Source organism: Microvirga puerhi (assembly GCF_020089865.1).
GTDB classification, from domain to species: Bacteria; Pseudomonadota; Alphaproteobacteria; order Rhizobiales; family Beijerinckiaceae; genus Microvirga; species Microvirga puerhi.
In genome coordinates, this window is sequence record NZ_JAIRBM010000020.1 from 40,942 (window position 1) to 55,285 (window position 14,344).

Consider the following 14,344-nt stretch of genomic DNA (forward strand, 5'->3'; position numbering starts at 1 on the left):
GGCTGGGAGGACGATATGACGAACTTCAACAATTTCCGCTTCGAGGTCGATGGCGACGGGATCGCGCTTGCAACCTGGGACATGCCCGGCCGTTCGATGAACGTCATTACCAATGAGGTGATGGGCGAGCTGACGCAGATCGTGGAGAAGGTCGCGAGCGACGAAGCGATCAAGGGATGCGTCATCACATCGGGCAAAGAGAGCTTCTCCGGCGGCGCCGACCTTTCGATGCTGCAGGAAGCGAAGACGCAGTTCGAAAAGCTCGCAAAGGAGAAAGGTCTCGAAGAGGCCATGGCCACCTTCTTCGAGGAGTCACGCCGCCTCTCGCTGCTCTATCGGCGCTTGGAAACGAGCGGTAAGCCTTTCGTGGCGGCCATCCATGGCGTGTGCCTCGGCGGAGCCTTCGAGCTGGCGCTGGCCTGCCATCATCGGGTCCTCTCCGATGTCGATGCGACACGCGTCGGCTTGCCCGAGATCAAGGTCGGTCTCTTCCCCGGTGCGGGCGGCACGCAGCGCGTGTCCCGCCTGATGCAGACCGGCGATGCTCTCCAGATGCTCTTGAAGGGCGACCAGATCCGTCCGCTCATGGCCCGCAATATGGGCCTCGTGCACCAGGTCGTGCCGCGAGACCAGCTTGTTCAGACTGCCAAGGACTGGATCAAGAATGGCGGCTCCGCCGAAGCGTTGTGGGATCAGAAGGGCTATAAGCTTCCGTCCAACAAGGTCTATTCCGCAGCCGGAATGCAGATCTGGCCGCCGGCCAATGCCATCTATCGCCGCGAGACGCAGGACAACTATCCGGCCGCCCGCGCGATCCTGGAGGCGGTCTACCAGGGTCTTCAACTTCCGATGGATCAGGCCCTGAAAGTGGAGTCCCGCTATCTCGCCAAGATCCTGCGTTCGAAGGAGGCGGCGGCGATGATCCGCACCCTCTTCCTGTCCATGCAGGAGTTGAACAAGGGCGCGCGCCGGCCGAAGAACGTGCCGCCGACGAGCCTGAAGAAAATCGGCGTCGTGGGTGCCGGCTTCATGGGAGCGAGCATCGCTTATGTGACGGCCAATGCCGGCATGGAGGTCGTGCTCGTCGACCGCGATACGGAAACGGCGGAGAAGGGCAAAGCCCATTCACACAAGCTGATGACCGACCAGATCATGAAGGGGCGCGCCAAGACCGCGGATCGCGATGCGCTTCTGGCACGCATCACGCCGTCGGCGGACTACAGCGACCTCAAGGATTGCGATCTCGTCATCGAGGCCGTGTTCGAGGATCCCAAGATCAAGGCTGAGGTGATTCAGAAGGTCGAAGCGGTCATTCCGGCCGAGTGCATCTTCGCATCGAACACCTCGACATTGCCGATCAGCGGGCTCGCCAAGGCTTCGAAGCGCCCCGACGAGTTCATCGGCATCCACTTCTTCTCGCCTGTCGAAAAGATGATGCTGGTGGAAGTCATTGTCGGAAAGCAGACGGGGGACAAGGCGCTTGCCACGGCGCTCGATTTCGTTCGTGCGATCAAGAAGACTCCGATCGTCGTCAATGATTCCCGTGGCTTCTTCGCCAATCGCTGCGTGCTCGGCTATATCCTCGAAGGCCATCTGATGTTCCTGGAGGGCGTGCCGCCGGCGATGATCGAGAATGCCGGCAAGCAGGCAGGCATGCCGGTCGGTCCTCTCTCCCTCAACGACGAGGTCGGCGTCGATCTTGGCCTCAAGATCCTTCGAGCGACCAAGGAACAGCTCGGAGAGGCCGCCGTCGTTCCCGCGCAGGAGCAGCTCCTGACGCAGCTCGTGGAGAAGGACGGCCGCCTTGGGCGCAAGAACCGCAAGGGCTTCTACGATTATCCCGAGAACGGTTCGAAGCGCCTCTGGCCTGGCTTGAACGCGCTGCAGCCGGAACATCTCGACGCCGAGACCCTCGACATGCAGGAGCTGAAGCAGCGCCTGCTCGTGACCCAGGCTCTCGAGGCGGCACGCACGGTGGAGGAGGGGGTGATCACCGATCCTCGTGAGGCGGATGTCGGCTCGATCCTCGGGTTCGGCTTCGCACCTTACACGGGCGGTGTCCTCTCCTATATCGACTTCATGGGAGCGAAGGCTTTCGTCGACCTGTGCCGGACCCTCCAGGCGAAGCACGGCGACCGCTTCGCGCCGCCGAAGATCCTGCTCGACATGGCAGCGTCGGGCGAGACCTTCTATGGACGGGCTGAGGCTAAAAAGGCCGCCTGATGATCCTCTCCATTGAGAGAGGCTCGCGAAAGGATGGGCATGATAGTTTTCTCGCTATTCTACCCATCCGAGACCGCCCTGCCATCCACCGGAGAGACGCCGCGATGAGAACGCATTTCGCCATGCTGGCGGCCTACAATGCCTGGTGCAACCAGCGCCTCTATGATGCCGTGGCGGAGCTTACCGATTCCGAGTATCGGGCTGACCGGGGCGCCTTCTTCAAGTCCATCCATGGCACCCTCAATCACCTTCTCACGACTGATCGGATCTGGATGCGGCGCATCACCGGACAGGGCGATGCCCCATCGCGTCTGGATGCCATTCTCTTCGAGGAGTTCGGCTCACTGAGGGATGCCCGCTGGAAGGAGGACGAACGGATCATGAGCTATGTGGATGGCCTGAGCGAAGAAGGCTTTCGGGCACGCATCCAGTATCGACCCATTACCGATCCGACACCCGTCGAGCAGCCTCTGACATCCATCCTGTCGCATATCTTCAATCACCAGACCCATCATCGGGGTCAGGTTCACGCACTCCTGACCGGCCTGGGCCATACAGCGCCGGCTCTCGACCTCACGTTGTTCCAGCGCGTCAGCGGCGTGGGAATGTAATGAACCTGTGGCTGCGCGTCCTGCACCTGATCATCGCTTCGTTCTTTCGTCCGAAGCTCGATCCGGCGCACGACGTGTCGCGCCTGACCTTCCGCGTCTGGCCTCATGACCTCGACACGTCACTCCATATGAACAACGGGCGTTACTGGACCCTGATGGATCTGGGACGCACCGATATCATGATCCGTTCAGGCCTCTGGCGCAGTGTGATCAGTCAGGGCTGGGTGCCCGTGGTCAGTGCCGGAAAGATCAGATTCCGCAGAGAGCTGCGCCTGTTCCAGCCCTTCGTCCTCGAAACGCGCATTCTCACGTGGGGCGATACCTGGGTGGTGATGGAGCACCGGCTCGTCTCCCGGTCGCGGAACGGCAGCCCGATCCTGAATGCCATCGCCCTGGTACGCGCCGGCCTCTATGACCGCAAGGCCAAGGGCTTCGTCGCGATCAGCCGACTCTTCGAGGCGATTGGGCTCGAAGCTGTGCCCCCGGAGCCATCGCCCGAGGTCGCGGCCTTCCTGGCCGCGGAGGATGCTCTGAAGAACGCGCCTTGATCCTGCCAGTCGACGCGGTAGCTTCGATGTCCTTGTTGCAACCGTGAAGACGATTCCATGCCGCGCACCATCGACTACTATTTCTCGCTGATGAGTCCCTGGGCCTATATCGGCCATACGCCGTTCATGGAGATTGCCCGGCGCCATAGGATCGAGGTCAACTACAAGCCTGTCTTCCTCGGGCGTGTATTCTCGGAGACGGGCGGCCTTCCCCTGGCGCAGCGCCACCCGGCCCGGCAGCGCTATCGGCTCGTGGAACTCCAGCGCTGGCGCGAGAAGCGGGGACTGAACTTCAACATCAAGCCGAAATACTGGCCGTTCGAAGTCAATCTCGCCGACCGGTTCGTGATCGCGGTGGCAGTCTCCGGCAAGGACGCCGATCCGTTCCTGCGCCGGGCTTTCGCGGCCTTGTGGGAGGAAGAGCAGGACTTAGGGAATCCTGTCGTGCTGGCCGAACTCGCCGAGGCTGCCGGGCTCGATTCCTCCTCCCTCATGGACATCGCCACGGGAAGCACGACGGAAGCGATCTACGCCCTCAACCTTGAGAACGCCGTATCGGGGGATGTGTTCGGATCTCCTGCCTATGTTCTCGACGGCGAGGTGTTCTGGGGGCAGGACCGGCTGGAGCTGCTCGACGATGCCCTGAAGAGCGGCCGCGAGCCCTATTCGCCGGACGTATGACGGGCTGACGCTGAATCCGGTGCGGCCGTAGTCCCGCCATTCATCGCGTGCTAGTTCGGTCCTGCGAACTGAAAAGAGGTGGTTGTGCAACAGACGGCGACGGTCGGCCTTATTGGTGGCATGAGCTGGGAGAGCTCGGCGGAGTATTATCGCATCATCAACAGAGAGATGCAGAGGCGGCTTGGGGGCGTCCACTCCGCACGCAGTCTGATGTGGTCTGTCGATTTCGGCGAGATCGAGCGGCTCCAGCACAGCGGCGATTGGGACAGCCTCGCCGAAGCCATGCAGGACGCAGCTATCCGGCTCGAGCGTGGGGGAGCCGACTTCATCGTCCTGTGTACCAACACGATGCACCGCCTCGCCGAGGCGATCACCACATCCGTAAGCATTCCCTTGCTTCATATAGCAGACCCGACCGCTCGGCAGATCAAGAGCACCGGCTTCGAGCGTGTCGGTCTTCTCGGTACCGCTTTCACGATGGAGCAGGATTTCTACAAAGGGCGCCTGCAGAAGCAGCACGGCCTGACGGTCATCGTGCCCGAGGACAAGGATCGCCGTGTCGTCCACGATATCATCTACAAGGAGCTGGTGGTCGGGCAGATCCGCCCTGAATCCAGAAACGCATACCGGCAGATCATGAGGCGTCTGGTCGAAAGGGGAGCGCAGGCGATCATCCTCGGCTGTACCGAAATCATGCTGCTGGTCTCTGATGAGGACAGCGAGGTACCGCTCTTCGACACGACGACGATCCATGCGCATGCCGCCGTCGATTATGCTCTTGGCCAGACCGTGCCGTAGGATCCGGGGTTCGCAGATCACTCCGCCGCCGCGCGGGTGGCGCGCCATTGGGTCAGGAGGGCCCGCAGGGCAGCCGGTTTCACAGGCTTGTTGAGCACGTGCACATGCATGGCGGCCGCTGCATCGCGAACGGCCGGGGTGCGGTCCGCGGTCACGAGAACGGCAGGTGTGTCGACCTGCGTCTTCCAGCGCAAGGTCTTGATCAGGTCGAGGCCATCGCCTTCATCCAGATGATAGTCCGCGATGATGACGTCCGGATTCGCGCGATGCGCTTTGATGACATTCTGGGCCCCGTCGAGATCCGATGCGGTCCGGACGTCGCAACCCCAGTTCGTCAGCAGGAGGCGCATGCCCTCGAGAATGGCCGGCTCGTTGTCGATTACGAGAACGCACAGGCCCGAGAGGGCCGTCACGGCCGCCGGAGGCACTTCCGGAGCGGTGCGTGATGCCGGCAGTGCGGCAACTACGGGAACCTCCACCCGGAAGACCGAACCGCGTCCGGCCTCGGATTTCAAGGTGATGGGATGGGAGAGCACGCGCGCGATGCGCTCGACGATGGAAAGCCCGAGCCCTAAGCCCCTTGCAACCTTGGCGCCCTGATCGAGTCGCTGGAATTCGCGGAACACGATGCGCTGCTTCGAAGGCGGAATGCCAAGGCCGGTGTCCAGGACTTCCAGGATCAGATGCGTGCCGCGTCGACGCGCGCCCACCAAGACGCGGCCGCCGGGCGTATATTTGATCGCGTTCGAAATGAGGTTCTGCAGCAATCGACGCAGAAGACGCCGATCGGAGCGCACGGTGAGGGTCGATTGGACAAAGGTGAGCGTAAGGCCCTTCTCCCGGGCGATGGGATCGAACTCGCGCTGGAGCTGTCGGATCAGCTCGTCGATCCGGAAGCTTGACCATTGCGGTTTCATCGCGCCGGTATCGAGGCGTGAAATGTCGAGGAGGGCGGTCAGGATCTCTTCGACGGCATCGAGAGATGCGTCGATGTTTTCGGCCAGCGTCACATCGCCGGCTTCCCGATCGCGCTCGACGAGAGAGGTCGCATAGAGGCGTGCCGCGTTGAGGGGCTGAAGGATGTCGTGAGAGGCCGCGGCGAGGAAGCGGGTCTTCGAGATATTCGCCTCGTCGGCCTCTGCCTTGGCTTGGGTCAAGGCTTCGTTGAGACGCGTCAGCTCTTCTGTGCGTTCCTGGACGCGCTGCTCCAATGTCTCGTTGGCGCGGCGGCTTTCCTCTTCCGACGCCACCGTCTCGGTGACATCCGTATAGGTCGTCACGAGACCGCCATCCGGCAGGGGGTTCGAGCGGATCTCGATCACTTTGCCGGAAGGATACAGCTTGAGGCGGACAGGCTCCAGATCGTGCAGGAAGGAGTGGATTCGGGACTCGACGAGGTCGTCGAACGTACCGGGGCCATACGATCCGCGTTCGGCATTGAACCGGATGATGCTGTCCATACCGACGCCGATACGCACCAGATTGGGCGGAAGGTCGTAGAGATCGACGAAAGCCTGGTTCCATGCAAGGAGCCTCAGGTCCCGGTCGAGAACCGTGATGCCCTGCCTTGCGTAGTTGATGGCATGCTGAAGCAGGTCGCGGCTGTGCTGGATCGCCGCTGAGGCATCGTCGAGAAGTTTGAGGGCCGCCTTGGTCGACACGGTCCGCCGGCGCAGGACGAGGGAGAGCGCAAGACGTGACGAGGCGGTTCCGATGGCGGATGCCAGAAGATGCTCGGCATAGCGCAGAAGATGGATATCCGCCTCGGCCCGCAGGTCTAGGACCTGACCGCGGCTATGGGCGAAACCTTCGAAGGAGCGGCTCGTGCGCTCGTCGCCGAGGTAGCGGGCGACCGTCGCGCGCAATTCCTCGATAGTCACGCTCGGCCGGAACAGACGGAAGCTCGGGGTTGCGGACGTATCGGACTCGCCGACGAAGACGTGGGCCTGGATGCGCTCCAGCGCCGTCACGGGCCGCCACAGGGAGAACCCGATATAGGTGATGATGTTGAGGGTCAGGCTCCAGACGACCCCATGAGTCAGTTGCGGCAGATCCACTCCGAACAGGGCCGTCGGCTTGAGAGCCAGGATGCCGAAGGGACCCGTCACCACGACGTCCGACCAGAAGACGCCGTCCCAGACGAGGCTCGGGAGTAGCAGCGTGTAAGCCCAGGTGATGAAGCCCACGGTGAGGCCCACGCTCGCGCCTAGCGCCGTCCCCCGCGACCAGATCAGGCCGCCGAGGAACGCTGGTGCGATCTGCGCGATGGCTGCGAAGGACAAAAGGCCGATTGCCGCAAGAGCGGCCTCGCCGGACGCGCGGTAATAGAAATAGGCGAGAAGAATGACGACGACGATCGAGATGCGCCGCATCCCGAGCACGAACCCGCCGAGATCGACGCCCGCAAAAGCGCGTCGGCGCAGCACGATGGGCATGATGAGATGGTTCGAGATCATCACGGCGACCGCTACGGAATCCACGATGACCATGGCGGTCGCGGCCGAGAAGCCGCCGAGGAACGCGACGATCGCCGTCTTTCCCGCACCGTCGAAGAGCGGCAGCGCCAGAACGGTCATGTCCCGGTCGACCGTCCCCTCGGGAAACAGCGCGAGGCCGGCGAGCGCGATGGGAATGACGAAGATGTTGATGGCGATCAGATAGACGGGAAAGAGCCACGCGGCCCGCTTCACGTCCTCGATGGCGCGGTTCTCCACGACCGTCATATGAAACTGGCGCGGCAGGAGGAGAGCGGCACAGCTCGAGAGCAGGATCAGGGTAATGTAGCTGCCGAAGCCGGACGTGCGTTCGAGCAGGCTCGCGCTGATGCCTTGGGCATGCAGCTTGTCGATGATGGCATCGTAACCGCCGAACAGGAAGAAGGTGACATAGGTGCCGACCACGAGGAAGGCGGCGAGCTTCACCACGGATTCCAGGGAAATCGCCATCATGAGCCCGTCCTGGTGCTCGGTGGCGTCGGTGTGGCGGGTTCCAAAGGCGACGGCAAACCCGGCAAGCACGAGGGCAACCGCCAGGGCGAGGTCGCCGAAGATGGGCACGCTCTGGGGCGTAAAACCGGTTGCTGCTTTGAGTAATACGTCGAGCGACGAGGAGACGGCCTTCAATTGCAGCGCGATGTAGGGAATCGAACCGACGAGGGCGATCAGGCTGACGAGCGCGGCCACTCGCTCGCTTTTGCCGTAACGGGCGGCGACGAAATCGGCGATCGAGGAGATGTTCTGCGTCTTCGCGATACGCACGACCCGCGACACGAGAAGATGACCGATGCCGATGACGAGGATCGGGCCGATATAGATCGTCAGAAAGTCAAGACCCGAATGGCTCGCAAGCCCCACCGAGCCGAAGAACGTCCATGATGTGCAATAGACGCCCAATGACAAGGCAGCGATGGTCGATCGCGCGCGCCCCTGAATGATGCGTCTGCCGCCGTTGTCGCCCCAATAGGCGACAGCAAAGAGAAGGCAGAGATAGACCAGGGCCGATAGAATTACCGCCCAGCTGGCGATCATGGCAGGGATCCTCGCGAGAGCCGGAACGAGATTTACCCTGTCGGCTCAAGGATTGCCACCGCCGGTATGGTCGCGAGAAATGGCCTTAAAGGTCGCGATCCCAATGCGGCTCCGGTGCAAAACGGTCGGCGAGGAACTCGACGATGGCACGGACCTTGGCAGGCGCCTGCCGTCCGGACGGCATGACCGCATGAACCGCCAACTCGTAGGTCGGCGTCTCTTCGAGAATGGGGACGAGCGCACCGCTGCGAAGGCTGTCGCCCACGAGGAAGGTCGGCTGGTAGATGATGCCCTGGCCGGCGATCGCGGCCGCGAGCAGGGCGTCGCCGTTGTTGGCACGCAGGTTGCCTTTAACCGGGACAACCATATCCGCATCGCGACCGAACACCCATCGATCCGGGCTGACGGTCGTCGAGAGAGTGTAGCCGAGGCAATTGTGCCGTGAGAGATCCGCCAACGTCTGCGGGGTGCCGTGCTCCGCAAGATATGAGGGCGCGGCGCAGACGACGATCCTGCAGGGAGCCAATCTCCGGGCGACGAGGCGCGAGTCCTTCAATCGTCCGATCCGGATGGCCAGGTCCCATCCTTCCTCGATCAGCTCCACATAACGGTCGGCAAGACCTAGATCGACATGGACCGAGGGGTAGAGGCGGCTGAACTCCGCAAGGGCGGGGGCGATCTCGCGAAAGCCGAAGGTCACCGGCACATTGAGGCGCAAAATGCCCCTCGGCTCGATCCGGTCGAGACCGGCTGACGCCTCGGCCTCTTCGATTTCACTTAAAATGCGCTCGACCGATGCGAGATAGTTGCGCCCCCCTTCGGTCAGGACGAGCTTTCGAGTGGAGCGGTGCAGCAACTTGATCCCAAGCCGGGCCTCAAGCGCTGCCACATGCTTCGTCACCATGGTTTGCGAAAGATCCAGGGCCCGCGCCGCAGCGGAAAAGCTGCCGAGCATCGCGACGCGCTGAAAAACCTGCATGCTGGTAACGCGGTCAAGCACGACCTCACTCCCCTGGTGTGAGCTGATATTCCATGCCGAATATTATCGTATTCTTGGTTTGAGGCCATATGGGAAGCAGTTCAATTCTGGAGATCGTGATGATCGATACCCGCACTGCTCCCTACGCCGCTCTGGTTCTGCGCGTTGCGCTGGGAATTCTGTTTCTAGCCCATGCCGGCCTGAAGATCTTCGTCTTCACCCCGGCCGGCACCGCGCAATTCTTCGGCAGCCTCGGTCTGCCACCAGCTCTCGCCTATCTGACGATCCTGATCGAAGTGGCCGGTGGCGTGGCGCTGATCCTCGGATTTTACGCACGCATCGCCGCGATCGTCTTGATCCCGATCCTGCTCGGCGCGATCTTCACGGTGCATGGGCCAGCCGGTTTCTTCTTCACCAATCCGAAGGGTGGATGGGAATTCCTGGCGCTCTGGATCGTCGGTCTTCTGGCGCAAGCCCTCGTGGGCGACGGGGCTCTGGCGCTCAAGTCCACGCCGGCGAGCACGTCCGGTAGGCTCGCCGCCCGTTCGGCATGAGGCACGAACCATGACTTCACCTGTTAAACCTCTTCCTCCGGCCGAATCTTCGGCCACGCAGCCGGTGCATCCGGGTACGCGGATCGGACATGTCCACCTGAAAGTGGCCGATCTCGATCGCGCCCTCGGATTCTACCGGGATGTTCTCGGCTTCGAGCTGACGCAGCGCTACGGCAGCCAGGCCGCATTCCTCTCGGCCGGGGGCTATCACCACCATATCGGCCTTAATACCTGGGAAAGTGCCGGCGGTTCTCCGCCGCCTCCCGGCACCACGGGCCTTTATCACGTGGCGATCCTCTACCCGACCCGTGAGGCGCTGGCGGATGCGCTCCGCCGGCTCGTCGAGGCCGGCATCATGCTTGACGGCGCGAGCGATCACGGGGTCAGCGAGGCGCTCTACCTGCGCGATCCCGACGGCAACGGCGTCGAACTCTACTGGGATCGTCCGGAAGAGCAGTGGCCGAGAGCGCCGGATGGAACACTCCAGATGGTGACACGGCGCCTGGACCTTCAGGGCCTGCTTGCCCTTGCCAAGCCTTGATAGATATTCCCAGGCCTCCAGCTTCAGCTTATCCTCGGTGTCGTTGGAGGTCTGGGATCATGTGGCAGGAATTCAAACAGTTTGCGTTACGCGGCAACGTGGTCGATCTGGCCATCGGCGTCATCATCGGTGCTGCCTTCGGACGGATCGTGGAATCCCTCGTCGGGGATATTTTCATGCCGATCATCGGAGCGATCTCCGGCGGCCTCGACTTCTCGAACTACTTCGTTCCGCTGTCCAAGAACGTCACGGCGACCTCGCTGGCGCAGGCGAAGGCCCAGGGAGCCGTTCTGGCCTGGGGCAATTTCATCACCGTCGCGATCAATTTCGCGATCATCGCCTTCATCCTGTTCCTCGTCGTGAAGGGCATCAATCAAATGCGGCGCAAGGCCGATGCCAAGGCCGAGGAAGCCAAGAAGGCCCCGGAAATTCCCGCCGACGTGAAGCTTCTGGGCGAGATCCGCGATCTCCTCCGGGATCGACGGTCGGTCTGATTCATCAAGCCTTTCGATCGCATCCGTGGCTTCTTGTGATGGAACGGCATTGACGCTTGCCATCACGGGGCGGACAAGCCATGCCTGTCCGCCTGCCAGGGAGCCCACCATGAATGCGTCCGCCGCCATGCCGCCGTTCTTCGCCCTTCGCCCGGAGGCCGAGCAGGCACCGACGAGCGGCATCGTCGACGTGTTCAACTACGGTCGTAACCGGGAGGGCCTGATCCCCCTCTGGGTCGGGGAGGGGGATTTGCCGACCCCCCCCTTCATCTGCGATGCCGCGACCCGATCCCTCGCAGCAGGTGAAACCTTCTATACCTACCAACGCGGGATTCCCGAGTTGCGGCAGACTCTGTCGCGCTATCACGAGCGGATCTATGGGCAGCCGGTCGATCCGGAGCGCTTTTTCGTGACGTCCGGCGGTATGCCAGCCATGCAGGTCGCCATGCGGATGGTCTCAGGCCCGGGTGACGAGGTACTCATCTCCACGCCTGCCTGGCCGAACTTCGCGGGCGCGATCACCGTGGCCGGTGCCCAGCCGGTCGCAGTGCCGATGGTGTTCGGGCAGAACGGCTGGAACCTGGATTTCGATCGTCTCGAGAAGGCGGTGACGCCCCGCACCCGCGCGCTCCTCATCAACTCCCCCGCCAACCCGACGGGGTGGACCGCCACATTCTCCGACCTGAGGGCATTGCTGGATCTCGCACGCCGCCATGGCCTCTGGATCATCGCGGACGAGATCTATGGCCGTTTCGTCTACGATCCGGCCCTGCAGGTAGAGGGAAGAGCGCCTTCGTTCCGGGATGTCATGGCATCGGAGGACCGCATCCTCTTCGTTCAGACCTTCTCCAAGAACTGGGCAATGACCGGATGGCGGCTCGGCTGGCTCGAAGCGCCGCCTGCGCTCGGCCAAGTCATTGAGAACCTCGTTCAGTACCAGAGTTCCGGCACGCCGGTTTTCATCCAGCGCGGTGGCGTCGCGGCGTTGGAACAGGGCGAGGAGTTCGTCGCCCATCAGATCGACCGGGCTCGAACGGGTCGCGAGATCGTCGGACGCCTGTCGCAGACAGATTTCGTTGAATTGCCACCCCCCAGCGGCGCCTTCTATGCCTTCCTCAAGATCAAGAGCCAGAAGACCTCCAAGGAGATCGCCATGGGATTGATCGAGGAGGCGAATGTGGGCCTTGCTCCCGGTTCGGCCTTCGGCGAGGCGGGGGAGGGATATCTGCGCCTTTGCTATGCGCGCAAGGCCTCCGATCTCGAAGAGGCGGTGCGCCGCATCGGCGAAGCTCTCCCACGGGTTGTCGGCTGAACCGGCGCGTGCATGCCAAGCTTGCGCGTTCGGTATTTGACGTGGGCGTCATCTACATTCATTGAGCCGGGACGGCCGTTCCGGCCCGATCCTCTCTCATGCGCATCGTCCTTGCCCATCTCGTTCAGATCCTGATTGCCGGCCTCGGTGGATTGATCCTCGACGTGCTCGGGGTTCCAGCCGCATGGCTGTCCGGATCGGCGCTGGCGATCGTCTTGTGGGGATGGGCCGGACGTGCGCTGCCGATGCCGCGCCATCTGGTGGATGCGGCGATGCTGATTTCCGGCGCCTCCATGGGAGCCGCGGTCACGCCTGAAGCGATCGCCGCCATGGGCCGGTATCCGTCGAGCCTGATCCTTCTCGTCATTGCCGTCATGGCCATTTCGGGTACGTCGGCGCTCTGGCTCACCCGCATCTCGGGCTGGCGTCGGGACGATGCGGTGCTGGCATCCGTGCCTGGAGCTCTCTCGACGGTTCTGGCGATCGCCATCGATCGAAACGCCTCGGTTGCCCCCATCGCGATCGTTCAGAACCTGCGGCTCTTCGTGCTGATCGCTCTCCTCCCCAGCGCCGTGGTGTTCAGTGGCGGCGGCGCGTCGGCTGCACTGATCGGACAGGGGATGCCGATTCAAAGCCCGGCCGGGATGGCTTTCATCCTGATTGGTGGCCTTGTGTTCGGCACGATCCTCAAGCAGCTGAAAGTTGCCGCGCCCATTCTGCTCGGCGCGATGCTCGTGAGTACCATCAGCCATGGTTCGGAGCGGGTGACAGGTGTCATTCCGCCGGTGATCACCACAGGGGGGCTGGTGTTGATCGGCATGTTCATTGCCGAGCGCTTTCGCGATATCCGCCGCTCCACGATCCGCACGACACTCATTGCCGCCATCGGCTCTTTTGCCATCGGCATGATGGTCGCGACCGCCTTCGCTGGTCTTGCGGCGTGGCTCGCCGGCGTGAGCTTCGCCAACGGGCTTGTCGCCTTTGCACCGGGCGGGCTGGAGGCGATGACCGTGCTGGCTCTCGTGCTCGGGCTCGACCCGATCTATGTCGGGATTCACCATCTGGTCCGGTTCATCGGCATCGGGCTTGTGGTGCCCTTCGTCGTCACCTGGTTGCAGAAAAGCGATCCGCCGAAGGTTGGCTGAAAGAGAGCTTCTAAGCGTCTTTACGCAGCTTCTCGACCGCTTCCATCCGTAGTCTGGCCGTGTCCCACAATCGCCGCGTGACTGCCCCGACGAGCGCTTCCGCGATCAACATGAGGCCAATGGAAGAATCCCAGTTGGAGGGTGCGGATATATGGGCCGGCAGCACATGGCGGGCGACGCGGGCGATCGGGGACAGCCATGGATCGGTCAGCAGGACGACGGTCGCGCCTTGCTTCGCCGCCGTCTCGCTCAAGGCGATGACATCCTCCTGATAGCGCCGGATATCGAAGACGACGAGCACGTCCTTGCGCCCGATCTCGATCATCCGGTCGCGCCACAGGGCGGGCTGCCCGTCGATGTAATCCACCTGGCTGCGCACGATCCGGAAATGACTTTCCGCATAACGGGCTAGCGCCCCGGTGAACCGGCCGCCCGTGAAATGGATATGCCGGCGCGGGTCGCTCAAGAGCGCGACCACCGCTTCGAATTCCGCAGGCGCGATGTTCTCAAGTGTCGCGTTCAGGTTGCCGATCACCGCATCCGTGAAGGAAGCGAGGGCAGGGGCCGCTTGACCCGCTCCAATGGGGCTCGCCTTGGCGAGCGGCGACAGAAGGCGGGCCTCTAGCTCTTCCCGCAGGTGCTTCTGGAACTCCGGGAAGCCACTAAAGCCCAGGCGCGTGACGAAGCGCAGGACCGAGGGCGCCGAGATGCCGGCCCGCGCCGCGAATTCCGCAACCGTCTCGAGCCCGGCGAAGGGGTAGTGGCTTAGGAGCACATGCGCCGCACGCTTCTCACTCGTCGTGAAAGTCTCCATCTCGTGACGGATGCGATCCGCCAGCGTAGATGACGTTTGGGAATGTATTGTACTTTCGTTGCGCATGTGCGGAGTGTCCACAGCTCCGTTCTTGACGGCTTCCGAAAGCTGTACCAA

13 protein-coding genes are annotated in these 14,344 nt (G+C 62.7%); 10 read left to right on the forward strand and 3 right to left on the reverse strand.

The genetic code is table 11. The features are described from left to right. The first annotated feature begins 15 nt into the window (after window positions 1-15). The 5 genes from K9B37_RS20340 to K9B37_RS20360 all read left to right on the forward strand — a co-directional run bounded on the left by K9B37_RS20340 (window position 16) and on the right by K9B37_RS20360 (window position 4,861). Window positions 16-2,223: an FAD-dependent oxidoreductase gene (locus tag K9B37_RS20340; protein WP_224315367.1), complete on the forward strand. Its 2,208-nt coding sequence runs from the start codon at window positions 16-18 to the stop codon at window positions 2,221-2,223. 104 nt (window positions 2,224-2,327) lie between these two features. Next, a complete protein-coding gene (locus K9B37_RS20345; protein ID WP_224315368.1) occupies window positions 2,328-2,834 on the forward strand; it encodes a DinB family protein in 507 nt (168 codons plus the stop codon). Next, window positions 2,834-3,382, forward strand: coding sequence for an acyl-CoA thioesterase (locus K9B37_RS20350; RefSeq protein ID WP_224315369.1), 549 nt, complete (start codon window positions 2,834-2,836; stop codon window positions 3,380-3,382). The genes K9B37_RS20345 and K9B37_RS20350 overlap by 1 nt, the downstream gene beginning before the upstream one ends. A gap of 57 nt (window positions 3,383-3,439) precedes the next feature. Continuing rightward, window positions 3,440-4,063, forward strand: a complete 624-nt coding sequence (locus K9B37_RS20355; protein WP_224315370.1) for a 2-hydroxychromene-2-carboxylate isomerase — start codon at window positions 3,440-3,442, stop codon at window positions 4,061-4,063. Between the two features lie 84 nt (window positions 4,064-4,147). Next, the gene (locus K9B37_RS20360; RefSeq protein WP_224315371.1) at window positions 4,148-4,861 is read left to right on the forward strand and encodes an aspartate/glutamate racemase family protein; all 714 of its coding nucleotides are present in this window, start codon (window positions 4,148-4,150) and stop codon (window positions 4,859-4,861) included. A gap of 17 nt (window positions 4,862-4,878) precedes the next feature. On the opposite strand, the gene K9B37_RS20365 is transcribed toward K9B37_RS20360, so the two are convergent. Continuing rightward, a complete protein-coding gene (locus K9B37_RS20365; protein ID WP_224315372.1) occupies window positions 4,879-8,388 on the reverse strand; it encodes a PAS domain-containing hybrid sensor histidine kinase/response regulator in 3,510 nt (1,169 codons plus the stop codon). Between the two features lie 85 nt (window positions 8,389-8,473). Continuing rightward, the gene (locus K9B37_RS20370; protein WP_224315373.1) at window positions 8,474-9,388 is read right to left on the reverse strand and encodes a LysR family transcriptional regulator; all 915 of its coding nucleotides are present in this window, start codon (window positions 9,386-9,388) and stop codon (window positions 8,474-8,476) included. A 98-nt stretch (window positions 9,389-9,486) separates the two neighbouring features. Between K9B37_RS20370 and K9B37_RS20375 the strand changes: the two genes are divergently transcribed. The 5 genes from K9B37_RS20375 (at window position 9,487) to K9B37_RS20395 (ending at window position 13,413) form a co-directional block, all read left to right on the forward strand. After that, on the forward strand, window positions 9,487-9,921 hold the full coding sequence (locus K9B37_RS20375; RefSeq protein WP_224315374.1) for a DoxX family protein: 435 nt from the start codon (window positions 9,487-9,489) through the stop codon (window positions 9,919-9,921). Between the two features lie 10 nt (window positions 9,922-9,931). Continuing rightward, window positions 9,932-10,462 carry a VOC family protein gene (locus tag K9B37_RS20380; protein ID WP_224315375.1) on the forward strand — a complete coding sequence of 177 codons (531 nt, stop codon included), beginning with the start codon at window positions 9,932-9,934 and terminating at the stop codon, window positions 10,460-10,462. A 59-nt stretch (window positions 10,463-10,521) separates the two neighbouring features. Then, window positions 10,522-10,956 carry a large conductance mechanosensitive channel protein MscL gene (gene mscL / locus K9B37_RS20385; protein WP_224315376.1) on the forward strand — a complete coding sequence of 145 codons (435 nt, stop codon included), beginning with the start codon at window positions 10,522-10,524 and terminating at the stop codon, window positions 10,954-10,956. Between the two features lie 109 nt (window positions 10,957-11,065). Then, complete coding sequence (locus K9B37_RS20390) at window positions 11,066-12,268, forward strand: pyridoxal phosphate-dependent aminotransferase (RefSeq protein WP_224315377.1); 1,203 nt, start codon at window positions 11,066-11,068, stop codon at window positions 12,266-12,268. Between the two features lie 98 nt (window positions 12,269-12,366). Further along, on the forward strand, window positions 12,367-13,413 hold the full coding sequence (locus K9B37_RS20395; protein WP_224315378.1) for an AbrB family transcriptional regulator: 1,047 nt from the start codon (window positions 12,367-12,369) through the stop codon (window positions 13,411-13,413). Window positions 13,414-13,423: 10 nt separating this feature from the next. Here K9B37_RS20395 and K9B37_RS20400 read toward each other — a convergent pair whose 3' ends face one another. Then, window positions 13,424-14,293: a MurR/RpiR family transcriptional regulator gene (locus K9B37_RS20400; protein WP_224315379.1), complete on the reverse strand. Its 870-nt coding sequence runs from the start codon at window positions 14,291-14,293 to the stop codon at window positions 13,424-13,426. Between the last annotated feature and the right edge of the window lie 51 nt (window positions 14,294-14,344).